The following is a 16,343-nucleotide window of genomic DNA, read 5'->3' as shown; positions in this document are numbered from 1 at the left end:
TTTATTCAATGGTTTGCTGATTAGCTTTATTGGTCAGTCGATCCGTAAAGAAGGAAGTCCCGCGTTTAAAGGCCGTCAATCCGTACAGCATGGAACTCCAATCGATGAGCGTTACCTTGGTCGGATACTTTTTCTCTGGACCTTCCAGGTGCCACCAGGAATACCTATGCAGTCCGTACCGGTACGATTCGCGTAGTTTACGCTCATCCTCTTTATCTTCCGGATTCTCATACGTATCGTAAGGCAAATGGAGTTGATATAGTGCATATAAATCATATATTCCAGCAGGATAAACAGGTAAAAACCCTGCTACGATATAAGCAGATGCCACATCTCCTGGGGAGTTATTGATTTGATCTGCGTGATACCCTCCGTGCAGCCCGTCGTTAGGACCTGCTCCGTACCCCCACACATAGGAAGGGACATCGTTATGCTCTTTCCATTTTAATCGGTCAGCCGCACAAGCATTTTCATAGAACTCACGGTAAACCTCACTCTTTGTATATTCCGGTACAAGGTAAAAAGGAAACTGATGGACGAATGAAGACAGAAAGGAATTTGCGCCTTCTGCTCCATTTGTATCGGTGAGGACGGGGATATCTCTGTAATGAACTTGTGGCAATTCACTGATGCTTTCTTCTGAGAAATTCTGATTCCATAAATTCTGGATGTCTGGATTTTCTGGCTGACCCAGCATAGCTAGATGAGCGACCAGCACATATTCATTATAGGCTGGAAGAGGCATAATTCCTTCTCCGTCTTTTACCACCATGTTGATGGAACCTGTATCGATATCAGCGACTACGATACTCCAGTCGATCTCATTTAATAGTTCATTCGCCATGACATTAATTTGAGGTACGGTCTTTTTGAAGTGCTGGCCAGCAAACAGTGCACCAGCCACTAATAAAGACGTATCGATGGTCGAGATTTCAGAGCGCAGGTTTTCCCCTGTTTCCATATCCACAAAGTGAGCAAAAAATCTGGTTTTCTCATCACGTGCAGGCTGACAGTTATCGATTTTTCCTAATGCAGCGCTTAAGGTGATGATGACTTTTTCCGCAGCCTGCTCATCCCAGCCTTCCGTATCAGCGACACAAAGACCAATTAAGCCTACACCGGTCGCCGCTATGGAGCATTTTTGTTCAGGGTTTTCTCCATATGCCATCCAACCATCCGCATATAAACCTGTCTCTGGGTGACGGGACGCATCTAATAGACGATAAGAGTCTTCATACTGACGATCAAAAAAGCTTTTCACATGATCCGGTAGTTTCTTATAAAACTCTGTTGTATTCATTAAAGTCAATGACTCCCTTTATTGATTAGAGTTGTAGATTTTCTGAAATTTTTGATGGCGTTTTTCCAGGCGCTCAGCTGCCTCATACTTATCTTCCTTACGAAGTTTTTCTACATAGTTATGATAATTTCCTCTAGTATGGAATGGACCGCCTTCCTGGATGACATTCCACATTGGATCCGTAGGAGAATCAGAGGTAGCCATCTGTTCGGCGACCCACTCATCCAAAAGCCTCAGTCCTTTTCCAACGATCTCTGGTTTTTCTTCCACTAGATTAGTAGTTTCGTGAGGATCCTTTTCAATATCAAACAGCATAAGATCAGGAAAGTCTTTTAGCCCATCATGATAGGTTCGTATGAACATCCAATTATCAAAACGAACTCCACGCTGGCAGCTCCATGCCCCCTGGCTAACGACGAGATATGGACGACCTGCTTCTTCCCCTTTTGTAATGGCAGGAAGAAAACTAGTCCCATCCCAGCGCTCCCGTTGTTCTCCACCGACTAATTCTGACAAGGTCGGACCTACATCAATTTGATAATGGAAATCATCATCGACGTGGCCTTGTTTTAACTCCGGCCCTGACATGATGAGCGGAATGCGGCTCGTAATATGATCCGCTGTCTGGTGATCGCCATATACGTTCAATTCACCTTGATTTTCCCCATGATCAGCTGAAATGATGATCAGAGTTTCCTCTAACATTCCTTCTTCCTCCAAAGCATTCAGAAGGACACCGATGTGATCATCTACATGCTTGATAGCGGTGTCATATCCATCAATCCAGCGTTTGAAATCTTCCACGCAAGTAATCTCTTTCGGAAGGTTTGGCCAGCGGTTATTCGCAGGGATATCTGACGCACTCATCGGACCGTAGCTTTCTCTATGCTGTGCAATGATTTCATCCGTGAGCCAGTCTGGGGCTGGGTCATTCTCGAAAGGATTCCCATAGTCTTCAGGGGTACGGTAAGGTGTGTGCGGATCCCAAAAATTTAAGTATAAGAACCAGTCCTCTTTTTCTGTGCCTCGGCCTTTAATCCAGCGTAAGGCTTCCTCAGACACATCACCAGCTGTTTCTCCTGCATGCTTACCCGTATCATGCATTTCTAAAAAGCCTTCTAATACGTTCCATTTTGCGTGACGGCCAGGGAACGGACTAATCATAGCGGTGTGGTGGCCTTTGAAACGAAGGTCCTCCACCCATGCCTGATAAGGACTATTATGGTGATTGAATGGACGGTCTTTTCCTATCGGTCTAACATCTGCATCGAGTCCTCCGTGGTTGATTGATCCAGTATGAATGCCAAAACGTGAACTGAACAATGCATTTCGTGATGGCGCACACGGGGCGTCAGATGCATAATAATTCGTGAATCGGACCCCTTTTTCAGCAATACGATCGATATTCGGCGAAGTGTTGCGGTGATACCCATATACCCCAAGGTGATCCGGTCTTAATGAATCAATATCAATATAAAGAATCTTCATAGTGATCTCCCTTCCTTAGAATCTAAAATTATCAGCAGTAATTTTACAGAGTGATGTATTCCCCACCCCCTTAAAGGTTAGGTTGAAACAGAACCATCAGCTGATCGTCTACTTTCGCGTGTTTCAGTGAACGAAGATAGGTAAGTTCTCCTTTTTGTTCAACATCATAATTCTCGCTAGGAACTACTTCTCGGCTCGTTTTGAAAACGATGAGATCCTCAGATTGGGTCAGACGGAAATCAATCGAATCCGCTTCGATGTTTGTAACCTCTGCCGTCCCGTAAATGATTTCAATACCATCAAACCTTACATTCAGCGGAAGCATGACCCCATCTTTCGACTGCAGTTCCAGCTTGCGACCATCCATCAATTTTTCGCCATTTTCATAAATTGAGAGCTCTTTATCAAACCCATCTAAATTAAGAAGATGAAGGAACCTTTCTCCCAGCTCATTGGCAGTTGTAGTCATGAAAACACCGTGATACTTGCTGTCATTCGATAAAGTGACCTTCGCACCCAGCCGTTCAATGGTCTCCTGAAACAAGTTGATATCACACTTATAAGGGGTAGCCATCACCACGGCTCTCCCTTTTCCTACTTTTGTATCAAATCCGCACACTTCATCTGTTCCATAGATCCTAATCAGAGGCTCTACTTTTGGTTCGATTTCAAATACCTGGGCTTTATGGACGCGAATCTCAGCCCGGCCTTTTGCCCATCCTTCTGCAAAAACAGATAAATCATAAGTTGGACCTGCGAGTCTTATTCCTGTAGGCTGAACGTCCATCGCCTCTGACAGAACCGTGCACGGATGACCTTCCATATCATGGGTAGGGACTTCTCCATACAGAAGCAAGCCTCCTCCATCGTTCAAATAGTTGACGAGTTTCTCTTGGATGGATTGGTCCATATATCGGGCTGAAGGAAGCGCCAGCACAGGGGTTTTATCCGCATCAATGGATTTATTTTGGATATCTACAGAACCAAAACGATAACCTGCCAAAAGCATCGCCCGTCCCATGTTTTCCCACGCAGCCGTTGAACGGTTACTTTCGATATTCTGATAAATTTCTCTCATCTTTTCACTCTCGGGATAGCGGGCTTCGGTCATATAATAATCAGGGATAAAACCAAAAGCGACGTCATCTTTTTCTTCTTCCATGACGGCGAGTTTATCAGAAACGGCCATCATTGTTTGGATGGAGCGAGCCATTCGTGGAAACGTGTAATTCAGCTCCCCTTCCGGACTGATCGGGGCAGCAAATCCATGCCTCTCACCTGTCGAGGCAATCCGATCATTTCCATCCTCCCGCTTTTGATTCATTCGATAGTTTCTTCCGCCGGTCATTAAGTAGTAATTGATCAGTCGGTTTCCTTGTGCCATACACATGCGTGTTTTGAAATCAGCTGCCGACGGATCAAGACGCCCGCTGAGGTTATCTCCGAAATTGCCATCTCCGCAATTAAACTCTACAGAGGTCAACGGCTGGTCCGGGTTGTGGACTGCATCCATGAACCCATTGATCAAATAAAGATCTTGAAAGGTTTCCATCGTTAAATCGCCAAAGTAAATATCCGATCCTGACAGGTAGCCCGGTGCCTGGGTATAGGATTCATACAGCTGACTGATGCCAATCGGAAACGTGAATCCTCTCCCTCCGCCAGTACCGTGAATGTTGACGATAAAAGGGATCTCCTTAACACCAAACTCTTCAGCGTAGGCTCTTAAGGTTGCAATATACTCTGCAAACCGGTGCCGCATAAAGTAACCAAGGTCAAAATGGAGCTCGCTGACATATTCTTCTTTCGGAGAGCGGATGGATTTTTGACAGGCGGGAGACTGGTCAAGTTTAAACGGATAACGCTCCACTAATGTTTTCTCGTCGTATTGTTCCTTCAACCAGGTAACAAAATGAGTAAGGACATTTTCGGTCAAATCCGGGCAATTGCTTACCCATGAAAGCATCCCCACTTCGTTATCCAGCTGCACCCCGATAATATTGCCGCCATTGGTTTGCAACCTTGGAGCCGTCATCCTCATCACAGCCTCATACCATTTCTTCGTTTCCTTCAAAAAATTCGGTGCCATATAATCCAGTGTTTTCGCTAATGTTGCCTTCCCATCCCAAGTGATCGGGACGATTTCCGGGTGCTTTTCGATCACCCAGTGAGGGATGCCTTCATTTTTCATTTCCGCCATAATGAACGGTCCTGGACGCAGGAAAAAGTAAAGATTATTTTCTGCACACAAATCAATAAACCCGACTAAATCCAATTCTGATCGTGTTTTCCCCTCTAAATCAATCTGTCCTTCTACTTCTTCATGACAAAGCCAGGGTACATATGAAGCTACCGCATTGCACCCCGACGCTTTTAATTTATCAATACGATCCTGCCATTCTGAGCGATCCAGTCGATAGTAATGAATTTCTCCACACATAATGAGCTGGGGTTTACCGTCAATCAGGATTTGTTTATTTTTTATCTCAATCAATTTACCGTCTCCTCTCTATCTCATCGTTTGAAAAAATAAGCCTCCTGCTCTTGATAAAACAAGAGGCTTATTCTTCTCACTATTCCTTAAAGATAAATATCAATCATATTGTTTTCTTCGTTAAAGAGACCCTCCGCATCTTTACGATTAATGCGAAGTCCCCCTTCCCGGTAAGTGTTATTCAGAATCGTTGCTTCTACCGGTTGAGTATTGATCGTTACACGCTCCTCTTTATTTCCGAGATGGTAAACGAACGTGACAGATTTGTTATTGATTTGGAAATCGAAGGTTAATCCATTAAAGCTTTCAGGAAGAACAGGATCAATTACGATGTCATCCCCTTCCTGACGGATACCCAGACAATTAGAAATCAATTGATTCATGTAGATTCCAGGACCGCTGGAATAGATGCGCCACCCGCCCTTCACAGCCACGGAACCATCGCGCAGCTGATCGAAATGTTCCGCTGCTTCATAACGCGTGTTGAACTTTCCGTCCGAGCTGCTGAAATACGCATTGCTCTGTCTCGTTTCCGCATTTGGCACGACCTTCTCGATCCCGATCGGATTGATCTTTTGCAACCCTTGCCATACCTCATCCTCTTTTCCTAGTTTCGCCATGGCTTCAACGAAACGGATGTGTGCATGAACATACTGCAGTCCGATTTCACGTCCAAAATTCGCTGCCTGCTCTGCGCGTTGGAAGTGGGTGCTTACGCCGCCTACGTAATTTGCAGGACGATTCATCAATCGTACCCCATCTGGACAATCAAGGTTTTCCTTAATAATTTGATAATGGTTTTCTGCCTGCTCGGCCGTCAGTAATTCACTGATGATGCTTCGCTGCATCGGCAGCAACCTGTAGTCGATGCCAGTTTTCGTATCTTGCGGGTGAAGCATAAGTTCCGCTTGCTCTTTATCTTCTAGATAAACAAATCCAGGCAAAATGTCGGTCTGCAGCATGAACGTCTTAAAGTCTCGTTCAATACCAGCCGCAAGCAGAGCCAATTCAGCTGAAGCTTCATGTTCAACATCCTCAAGCACCGCTGATAACTTTTCAATTACCTGATAAGTTAAGGCGACTGTCCAGCTGCTGACCATATACTGCTTCAATTGAGCATTCGCTGGCTGTAGGGTATCATCCCAATCACCATCACCGTAAGAAGATAAATGTGTATCATGCAGGAAATGACCTTTGATATAATCGATCTGTTTCTTCGCATGATCAAAAATCGTCGCTGTCTCTTCTGTCAGCGCGAAGCCATCATCCCTTTTCGAGTAAGGCACCTTCTCCTTTAGAACCTCGTAATCGTTTGTCGCTTCTAAATAATCGCCTAAAGCTTTCAATGGCCAGACGATGACGTCCCCATGACTTTCTCCCGCCTGAATATGCGTGTATTTATCAAACATAAACCACTGCGGCCAGCTGCCATCTTCTTCAAATTGATGAGTGTAGACCGTTTTGAGAATCTCTTTGACAGATTCAAAGTTTTGAGTAGCCATAAAGTACTCGGTTGGTCCCTGGCACACATCACGAGTTCCCCAGGCAGCTCCGCTATATTGCTCAAGGCCATGCGGTACGGAAAAATGAACAAGCATATTGTGGGTGTACCACCATGCCAGTGCATTCACTTTATTGAACTCTTCAGTCTCCTTACCTTTATGAGCTAGATGGAATCCATTCATCACACCTCGATAATATTCGCGGTAACTCTCAATTTCTGCTATAGCCGTCCTTTTCTCCACCGCAAGCTCTTCCCCGTGAAGCAGCCCCTGCATCGTTATCTCCCATTCACTCGCCGGTTGGATTTCACATACTACGAGCGAAGCGGAATTAGGCTGCACGTTAGTGACAAGCTTTTGCTCATCAGCTAGCTTAAAGTCGGATCCTTCGATATGAAGCTTGTACGTGAGGTTCGGATGAACACTGGCATTCATGGATGCGGGATCAGCTGTAATGGTGATCACTTCTCCGTTTCGTTCGACCTGATACGGCACTTCATACTCATTCGGGTGCATGACAACTTGATTCGTCACGAGGTAACGATACTTGTTTCCACTCGTTGCTTGGACACTGATTCGCACTTCTGGTGTATCAAGTGTCGTATAGCTGGTGATCACGAACGTTTCGTCCATCGTTTTGTAGTACCAGCGCGCATAATTGAAGCCTAATTCGTACGCCGATGGCATCGTTAACAAACGATAGGCCCCTTCGACTTCCACGTAAATCCGCTGACCTGAGGTTTTCAGGACATTCAAGGGATTACGGGCATTCGTCAAAAGCTTGTTGAAATTCGTGTTTCCTACAACGGTCTGCGCGTTGAAAATGCCGTACATCCAGGAAGTAGAAGTGACCGTATTTTCTTTAAGACGATCATTCTGTCCGGACATTAAAATGTGCCCATGCGGGCGCTCTACAAGGTTTTCTTTTTCTTTCAGTACGACGTGTTCATGCGTATTTGTGAAGAAAGAAAGCAAGGTGTTTCCATTCCACTCTTCCTGGTGACGTTGAGGATATAGTTGATTAATTTCATCACTGGAAAGCTCCTCCCCGCATAAAACGTCTCCGATTCCATCTGCTTTTGTCACTTTTTCGGCAGGCTCCAGGTCAGGAAGATCCTTCGTTTGAACTCGTTCCCATGCTTCCGCAATCTGGTCCTCATATTCAAGCTCAGTCACCGCCAACTCATGGTTTTCCTCAAACAGTCCGTAGAACACAAATTTTTCCTTACCAGATACTTTCACTTTTTCTGATTGCAGTGCGGTGTAGGCAAATTCATATTGATAGACTTCATTCGCAAGTGCAGGCTCTACCAGGACTTCCGGTTGGTTCGTTTCTTTATAAGATTTGCCGAAGAATTGAAACCCGTCTGTGGAATAGCCGACAGAGCGTGTAAGTGAACCTTGTTGTAAATAAGGGAACCCAGTGGATTGGCCCTGGTTCTGTCGGGAACAGACGACGTAACCTCTAGCATCATCCTTGAAAATACGGTGATCGATGTATTGAGATATGTACGCTTCATTGTTTTGGAGGGCTCCTTTTTCAGCCAGTCCGAGGTCTTGCCCATAAATGACATCGACTTTTGTATCGTTTCCTTCAACATTAACTTCCCAAAACCAGATCCCTTGGTCGGTCAAATGGAAAACGACTTGATACGAAAGGTTTTCTATCTTCCCTGTCCAGATCACCTGTTCCTGACCGAAGGCGACTTCACTATTTGAGTTCACGCCAAGCATGGGATAGGCTTGAATATCGTTCTCCTTGTGCAGGCGTAAATATAGGTTGTTCAGCGATCCATCGACGGGATTGGAAATCAGCTGGTTGAGCATCAATGACTTGTATGTAATCTCTGCTATATCCCCGCTGTTCAAAAACGCGAAGCTGTACTCTCCTGCTGTCTGTTTAATCGTCGTATTTTTCGTTAACATCATTTTTCATCTCCTATTCATTAATCAACTTTCACTACCATTGAAACGTTTCAATTAATCTATAAAAAATTTTGCTAGACTCACTCTGAATAAATTTGGGTTCGTTACTATTTAAGAGGAATGGAGTGGCTGGGAAACGACTCGCTTTCCTGCGGGGGAAGCTGGCAAGCCTCCTCTTTCGCTACGCTCTCTGTGGGGTCTCGCCTACCTCCTTCTCCCGCGGGAGTCTCCCCGTTTCCCAGCCACTCCTGCTTCACTGAGATTAACGAACCCATGAATATGAATATTCGGTTGCTTCTCACTTTCATAGCGTTTTCGTTATTCTCTCAAAGGCTGGGAGGGCCGGGAAATTGCGAGACTCCTGTGGGATGAACATGCTAGGTGAGACCCCGGAAGACGTAGTCTGAGGAGGCTCAACCCATGCCCACGGAAAGCGAGTGATTTCCCGGCCCTTCCCCCACCGCTTTAAGTAAACGGAAACATCCATGCAAAAATTCTCAAAGCAGAATCTGCCAAGCTACTAATGTTTAAAGCCTGTAAGACGAGTAGGTTTCACTATTCCCTCAACCAGGGATTACTCTCCAGTGATTCCGGAGCGGTCCACGCCTTCGACGAACCAGCGCTGTGTAAAGAAATAGACGATAAGCAACGGCAAGATGGACAACATCGTCCCCGCCATACTGATTCCTTCATTAATATTTTGAGTTTCCGCATCTCCTGTGTACAACTTATCAAACGTCGCATTGAACTTTTCTAACTGAATCGGTAAAGTCGTCAGCTCATTACCAAAATACAGACTGGCAAGCGCCGTTTCATTCCAGTACCAGACGAACGAGAACAAAAAGGAAATGATGATCGCTGGAACAGCCATTGGAAGGGCGATCCGTAAGAATATCCGAAAATGTCCGGCACCATCCAAATGGGCCGCTTCTTCGAGTGACTTCGGTATCATCCGGAAGAATTGATAGAAAATCAGGATAAATATCGCGCTGTTCAGCCCCTGACCGAAAGCAGCCGGTAACAAGAAAGCGAAAATACTTCCGACTAATTCAAGTTCATTGAAGAACACATACCGCGGAATCATAAGCACCTGAGGCGGTATAATGAATGTGATGAGCACTAGGGCAAATAACACTTTTTTTATCGGAAACTCGAATCTGGCAAATCCATATCCGATTATCGCGGCAACGGCGGTCTGGGCAATCGATGGAATCACCGTGACATACAACGTTTCCATTAAGGTCGGCAGCATGTCCAGCACCTTGTAGGCCACCTCATAGTTTTCTAAATAGAAGGTTGAGGGAATCCAGCTGACCAGTGGATTTAACAGGTCTTCCAAGGATTTAAAACTATAGGATCCCATGTAGATGATCGGGAATAAGTAAACGAACCCGATTCCGATCAAAAGGCTGTACACACAGAGCTTGAACAAAAACCCGTTGTTCCCTTGTACTCCTAATAGAAAGCTCTTCATTTTTGTTGGGAAATCATTCATCCGTAGCTTCGCAGCGTGTTCCTTCACCTGCTTTTTCTGTACGCGTGCTAACTTTGTCTCCATTCTTCATCCTCCTTCCTTTATGTGTACTTTTTGTTTCCTCTGATCGCCATGGTACCGACACCGATCGCCAACACAATCGTGATGACAACGAAGTAAACCCAGGAGAGAGCAGAAGCATAGCCGAAGCCCGTGGAAATATCGAACATACTGCTTTGGATATGATCAACGACAGGATTCAGGGCGAACACCGAATACGTGACGATTGTATAGATCAAATTCACAATAATCATTGGAAATAGGGTCGGCAGCGTGACCTTCCAGAAGCATTCCCAATTGGAAGCTCCATCAATTTTGGCAGCTTCATAGATTTGCCGGTCTGTTTTTTGCAAAGCCGCTAAGAAAATTAAAATCTGAACGCCGGAGTACCACAAGATGATGATCAAGTTGTCCATCAAGTATGTGAGAATGGTATTCAAGAACCCATCTGTATTCGATAGAAACATAGCGAAGAGCGCATAGTTTTCAATCGATGGAATCGACGTGACATCCTGCTCCATCAAGTCCGTAATAACAGGACCACTGGCAATGATCACGGGCAGGAAGAAGATCGTTCGAAAAAACCCTTTCATACGAATCGGCTGATTCAATAACAAAGCAATGATTAAAGAAAACACAATGATAATCGGTGTTGAAATGACAAGTTCACGTAAAAATTTGAGCAAGATCTGCGTAAATTCTGCATCTACCGTAAAGGCATACGCGTAGTTTTCGAACTTAATGAATTCCGTCTTAATTCCGCTAGGTGTAATTTTCACCTTTTGAAAACTCAGGAACAGCGAGTAGAGCAATGGAAATGCCGTGAAAACGAGAAACCCAATGATCCATGGAGACAAGAACGATAATCCCAGCAAGCTTTTTTTTCTTTTCAATGAGAGTTGCTTCATGATTCATTCCCCCGGTCGATCACCTGATATCCTTTAGCTTCCACTTCAAATTCTTCTGCCTTCACGTCCTCACTTGTGTAGTTAACGACGATCGCTTTTCCATTCGAGTAACCGACTTCCACCACTCCCGTTTGATGGACTTTCCGGTTTATAATCTTTGCTCCTTCGACCTGTCCCAAGCTTTGCTTAACCTTTTTATACTGGTCAACAATTTCTTTTTCCCACCCTTTAAATTCAGACGTGTAAAGATCTTCGGATGGCGTGTGCATCAACTCATGAGATGGTTCTGTCGTCAGGTAGAACGAAGGATAAGCACCATATTCGATCATGCGGAGCACTTCGTCTACAGGATTGTAATGGAAATTGGAAAAGGAAGCGTAATAAGGGATGTAGCCTTTTAATACGATTTGCATGAACGGCACCGTATCGGTCACAAAGTTATAATTGGATGAGTACATCGGAATATCCAGATAACGATCAGTCTCTGACAACAAGTAGTCGTTCGGTTGATACAACGCAAGAGACTCCATATTTGCGCTTAATACCTCGAACATATTCTGATAAACCGTCATCACTTCCGGTCTCTTCATCTGATGGTTAAAGTCAGAGAACAACGCATTTGCGCTCGTATCAACGGCAAGGTTTCTTATCTCATTTTCTTCGTACTTGGCGATATCCTTTTTAGCTATTTCAAGCGACTTTTCCGGACTTAGATAAAAGTAAGCTTCTTCCTCGCCCTGACTTGCGATGGTCTCTGAATTGATTTTCCTTGCGACATCTGTCCGGCCGGAAAATCCGTTCGCACCCTCATACGCCTTTGTATAATCCGTGTAGTAATACAACGGGACATTCTCATTCTTGAAAAAGTCATTCACTTCCTTGAATTCTTCGTTACTTCCTACCTTACTTTCTAATGGAAACTTCTCGGGAAGCGTCCCTGTCAAACCGCCTTCTGACCAGCCGCGGTAGGTGACGTGCATATCCTCCACCCCTTGCTGCTGCAAACGTTTAACGTAGTCAGGCAAGTCCTTGACTGGGGTCATCGGCTGAACAGAATCCCAGAGTAAGCCTTCTTTCATTTCTCCTCCAAGAAACTCCAAGCGGATATCGACTTGATCTTTCCCTTCCTTGAGCACGTCATTTTCTACGAGATACTGCTGGTAAGTCTGAGCCATTCCGACATAGTTGGCTTCTTCATCATTCAAAAAGGTGATCCGTTCTTTAATATCGAACGCATTCATATCTTTCTGGAAAACATTAAAGCCGCTCATGTTTTGGCTCGTTGGCTGATAGTACTGGTACCGGTAATTATACTGCGCTGTGATCCAATGAAAATCGGTCGATACGCCAGAAGGGTATGCGAGGATGTCCGCGAAGTTTTTCCCTTCTTCAATGACATTCACATAAGCGTTCTCATCGACGCCATTTGTAACGCCGTATACAGGCATCGTCACTTTATGAGCCGGAGTAACCCGAACGACTTCCTCCGTTTCAGTCTTCTTCCTCTTAAACCCTCTGTCCTCCCCATAAATGGATGCTCGATAAGGAGACATCGATGCTAATTGCTTTTCTTCAAAACGCATCAGTGCACCACTTCCATCAGGGATGAACATGTAACCATCCTGATCTGTTCCTTCTACAGCACCTAAGAACGGATAGACTCTTAGAGTAGCGAGCTTATTTTCTCCTTCGACGATTTTGTCATGAGGAACACTTACCTCAATAGACGCTCCATCTAAAAGAACATCGAGCTGCAGCGCGATCTCTGATTCTTCAAAAGCAATCGTGGCGGAGAAGCCGTTCTCCTCTTTTTTCAGAGACACCTGAGATTCATTGGCTAAGATACTTTCCGAAGACGTTTTATCTCCGTCAATATAATCGATGGTTAAGGCCGAATGAGCCATATTGGACCACATGGTGTTCAAGTTGTATTCCTTACCTTTGATAAGTCCGGAATTCCAGATAAAGCCGGTTTGTTTGTTTTCAATCTTCAACGCGAGAGAGGCTTCTTCCACATATAAAACAAGGGTGTCGTTCTCTGCGACCTTCTCATACCCCTCGACGCTGTTGTCCTTTTCAAAGGATCCTTCCTCATCTTCTGGTTGAGTGTATTGATTGGATTTATATCGTAGCATCTTCGTTGAACGTTGCTTTTCTTCTTCAGAAATATCGGTTTTGGGTTCATCGTCTGTCAGTGTCGTGGCAATGACTTGAACAGGAAAAAGTAAAATGACGATGAGCACCATCCACTTCCATTTATTAGACACGAAGAATCACCTCCTCAATGATTGAGATGACAAAGTCAATGACTTGATCGAACAGTACGTAAAGCACGAAAAAGATTAAGACTGTAAGGAACATGCCGAAGATCGTTACGAGAAAGTTCCTGACAGTACCCCAGAAGGAATAGTCATGGATTTCCTTCATCGTCGTAAACAACAAAACGATCGACCAGATAATCATGATCTGCATAGAGAAGTTATAGACGAATGCTTCGTTGTAAGTTAACACATTGGAAACGAGCGTAATCGGCAGCAAGAATAAGATCGCTGGAGCAAGTGAATAGATCGTTCCGATATAAACATCCCTGAATCTTCCCGCTCCATCGGTAATCGTGCTGACAAGATAGTTGACACCAACGAACAATAATAACGGAAGTAAGACCGTTCCTACTTCAAAAAAGACATTAACATCCACAAGCGTCCTGTTTGTAAAAAGGAACCCTGTCCAGTAAATCGTCAACAGGTACTCAACGACTAAGAATAGGTAGAGAATCGTCGCAGACAAAATCGATACGCGTTCGCCGTTTTTCAAATAATAGACACTATCGATCGGATGCTTAATGAAACGAGGCAAAAAGGCCAGCTGGTTTAATAAACTTTTTCGCTTCATCTTCCTGCCCATATCTCTTGCAGGCTGTAAGATATTTTTTCTCTTATCCGTTACCTTGATCGTCACCCTTGTCACGAATACAGCGAAGAGAAGCATAAAGGCTCCTGCCAGATTCTCCTCCATCCAGCGGTAACGCAATTCCCAAAAGGCATTTGAATAGCCTTCTTTATCGTTGGCTAGTCGGAATTCTTCTAGTGACTCGTCGTATTGCTGTTGTTTATAAAGGGCTTCCCCTTTAGCTGTGTGGGCGAGTCCGAATGAGGAATTCAAACGGAGAATCTCGTTCCAATATTGTTCACTTTCTACATAGAATCCTTCTTCAAAGAGCGCTAATCCTTGATGAAGCGTTGTTGTAAACTCCGTAGGTTCATAGACTTGGATTGTTCCTTGCTCCCGGTCGGTCACGTAAAGCCTGCCTAAATCATCGACTTCGATCCCGGACGGCTGCATGGTCAATCCCAGCCGGTTCGTTTCACTTGTTTTCCCGCCAAAGGAAAAAAGCACATTCCCAGCGCTGTCATATTCAGAGATGACCCCATCATTTCCAACCGTATAAATATTACCGATCGATCCTACCGCAACATCCACTAGATTCGTCTTTTCTGTCATTTCGGAGGGCAGAATATTTCCTCCTGCGATGTTCAATTTACGAATCGATTCCCAGGTCGTGCCTGAAGTGACGGTGTAAACTAACCCTTGATCATCGATCGATATATTCGTCGGTGCCGGGGGTTCTTTCATGAACAGGCTTGCTTGCTGACGCTGAGTTGTAATCATCTCTTGAATAAACGATTTAACAGATGGTCGTAACGTATTTGCGCCATAATATCCGAGAAAAGTTCCATCCTGACTCAACTGGATGATTCCGTTGTTCGCACTTTCTCCGATTATGTAGATGTTCCCTCGCTTATCCACCGAAACCTTTTCCGGTTTAAAGGGGGCATTTTTTCCGAATAACGGAGATTCCGGTCTGGTGTATTCCTGAAGTAGTTCTCCATCTTCTTTGAATTTCAATACTTTTTGGCTCCCATAATCCGCCACATACACGTTGTCCTGTTGGTCGGTATAAACGCCTAACGGCTGCTGCAATAGATCTTTGCCATAGACCTGCAGTGGATTTCCTTCATCGTCAAATTTGGTTACGGTTTTGGTTCCGGAATCTGCGACATAGATCTGGTTTTGATCATCGACGTAAATGTCTTCCGGATTGACGATATCTGCTCCTTTTGCAAATAAGCCAATGGGAGCATAAGCGGTTTGTGTTTCAATTTGCTCTCCATCAGCTGTTAATGTTTCTGTTTTATAGGGGACAGAAACGGAAGCAGAGGAAACTGCGGGAAACAAAATGAGTAACCATAAGCTAAGCAATGCAATGAAAAATCCCCTCATTTCCCTTCCTCCTTCTCGTTACTTGATACCAGAGTGTGCCATTGTGTTCATGACCTTGCTTTGCAAGAAAATGAAGATGATCAAATTCGGCACGAACATGATCAGCGACGCTGCTGCTGCCATTCCCTGCCCCGCAACAGAGTTGCCTCCCGTATCTGATGCTAGCGTCGACATAAAGAAAGCGAACGTTTTTAAATTTTCGTCGTCGACAAACAGCGTAGAGGTTTCAGCGTTGTTCCATACCGCCTGGAAAGCCAGAATGGCGATTGTTGCGATAGCTGGTTTAACTAATGGCACGATAATTTTAAAGAATATATGAAAATCATTGGCCCCATCGATTCTGGCTGCTTCGAGCAATTCATCCGGAATTTGATCAATGAACTGTTTGACAAGGAACAATCCGACCGGCATAGCTAAAAGCGGAAAGATATGGGCGAAGAATGTGTCTAACAACCCTACTTCATCAATCAGTAAATAACGCGGAATCACGACGGCAGCTGGAACAAACATCAAAGCAATCGTATTAATTTCAAAGATGGTTTTCTTGAACTTGAAGTTTTTCTTTGAAAAGACGTACCCTGCCATTGTACTGATCAAAACTGTAAGGAAAACGACAATGAGTGTAACGACGATACTATTAAAAAGATACCGGGACATCGGTACGCCCGTTGCGTTGGTATTGCTGGCGAGATCCTGGAAGTTTTGAAGCGTTGGCTTTTGTACAAAGAATCTCGGTGGATAAGCGAAAAGCTCATCAATCGGCTTAAAGGCATGTGAAAAAATGTACACGATTGGAATGATCATAAGGATCGCAATCGGAATCAGTATGAAATAAAACTTAAGCTGACTTTTATGAAACCGGTCTGGATTTATTTTCGTCCCATGGAAAGATGCCATGTGTCCCACCCCT

The 16,343-nt window shown here is 44.5% G+C and carries 9 protein-coding genes; all 9 read right to left on the bottom strand.

Annotated features, from left to right (window positions below; all coding sequences use genetic code 11):
• Position 1: 1 nt before the first annotated feature.
• Positions 2 to 1,300, bottom strand: coding sequence for a hypothetical protein (locus ACRYKC_RS12400; RefSeq protein WP_433807044.1), 1,299 nt, complete (start codon positions 1,298 to 1,300; stop codon positions 2 to 4).
• Positions 1,301 to 1,318: 18 nt separating this feature from the next.
• Complete coding sequence (locus ACRYKC_RS12395) at positions 1,319 to 2,788, bottom strand: sulfatase family protein (protein ID WP_433807043.1); 1,470 nt, start codon at positions 2,786 to 2,788, stop codon at positions 1,319 to 1,321.
• 70 nt (positions 2,789 to 2,858) lie between these two features.
• Positions 2,859 to 5,282, bottom strand: coding sequence for a beta-galactosidase (locus ACRYKC_RS12390; RefSeq protein ID WP_433807042.1), 2,424 nt, complete (start codon positions 5,280 to 5,282; stop codon positions 2,859 to 2,861).
• A gap of 86 nt (positions 5,283 to 5,368) precedes the next feature.
• Positions 5,369 to 8,713: a GH36-type glycosyl hydrolase domain-containing protein gene (locus tag ACRYKC_RS12385; RefSeq protein ID WP_433807041.1), complete on the bottom strand. Its 3,345-nt coding sequence runs from the start codon at positions 8,711 to 8,713 to the stop codon at positions 5,369 to 5,371.
• A 571-nt stretch (positions 8,714 to 9,284) separates the two neighbouring features.
• Entirely contained in the window at positions 9,285 to 10,268 is a 984-nt protein-coding gene (locus ACRYKC_RS12380) for a carbohydrate ABC transporter permease (RefSeq protein WP_433807040.1), read from the bottom strand.
• Positions 10,269 to 10,285: 17 nt separating this feature from the next.
• Positions 10,286 to 11,152 carry a carbohydrate ABC transporter permease gene (locus ACRYKC_RS12375; RefSeq protein WP_433807039.1) on the bottom strand — a complete coding sequence of 289 codons (867 nt, stop codon included), beginning with the start codon at positions 11,150 to 11,152 and terminating at the stop codon, positions 10,286 to 10,288.
• Entirely contained in the window at positions 11,149 to 13,419 is a 2,271-nt protein-coding gene (locus ACRYKC_RS12370; RefSeq protein ID WP_433807038.1) for a DUF5696 domain-containing protein, read from the bottom strand. Before ACRYKC_RS12370 ends, ACRYKC_RS12375 begins: the two co-directional genes overlap by 4 nt.
• Positions 13,412 to 15,433, bottom strand: a complete 2,022-nt coding sequence (locus ACRYKC_RS12365) for an SMP-30/gluconolactonase/LRE family protein (protein ID WP_433807037.1) — start codon at positions 15,431 to 15,433, stop codon at positions 13,412 to 13,414. The genes ACRYKC_RS12370 and ACRYKC_RS12365 overlap by 8 nt, the downstream gene beginning before the upstream one ends.
• 18 nt (positions 15,434 to 15,451) lie before the next feature.
• Positions 15,452 to 16,330 carry a carbohydrate ABC transporter permease gene (locus tag ACRYKC_RS12360; RefSeq protein WP_433807036.1) on the bottom strand — a complete coding sequence of 293 codons (879 nt, stop codon included), beginning with the start codon at positions 16,328 to 16,330 and terminating at the stop codon, positions 15,452 to 15,454.
• Positions 16,331 to 16,343 lie beyond the last annotated feature (13 nt).

Origin of the sequence: Halobacillus sp. A1-3, from assembly GCF_050971765.1 — a bacterium.
GTDB classification, from domain to species: domain Bacteria; phylum Bacillota; class Bacilli; order Bacillales; family Halobacillaceae; genus Halobacillus; species Halobacillus mangrovi_B.
Note: the sequence above shows the minus strand (reverse complement) of the source record. Positions and strands in the feature narration are given on the sequence as shown.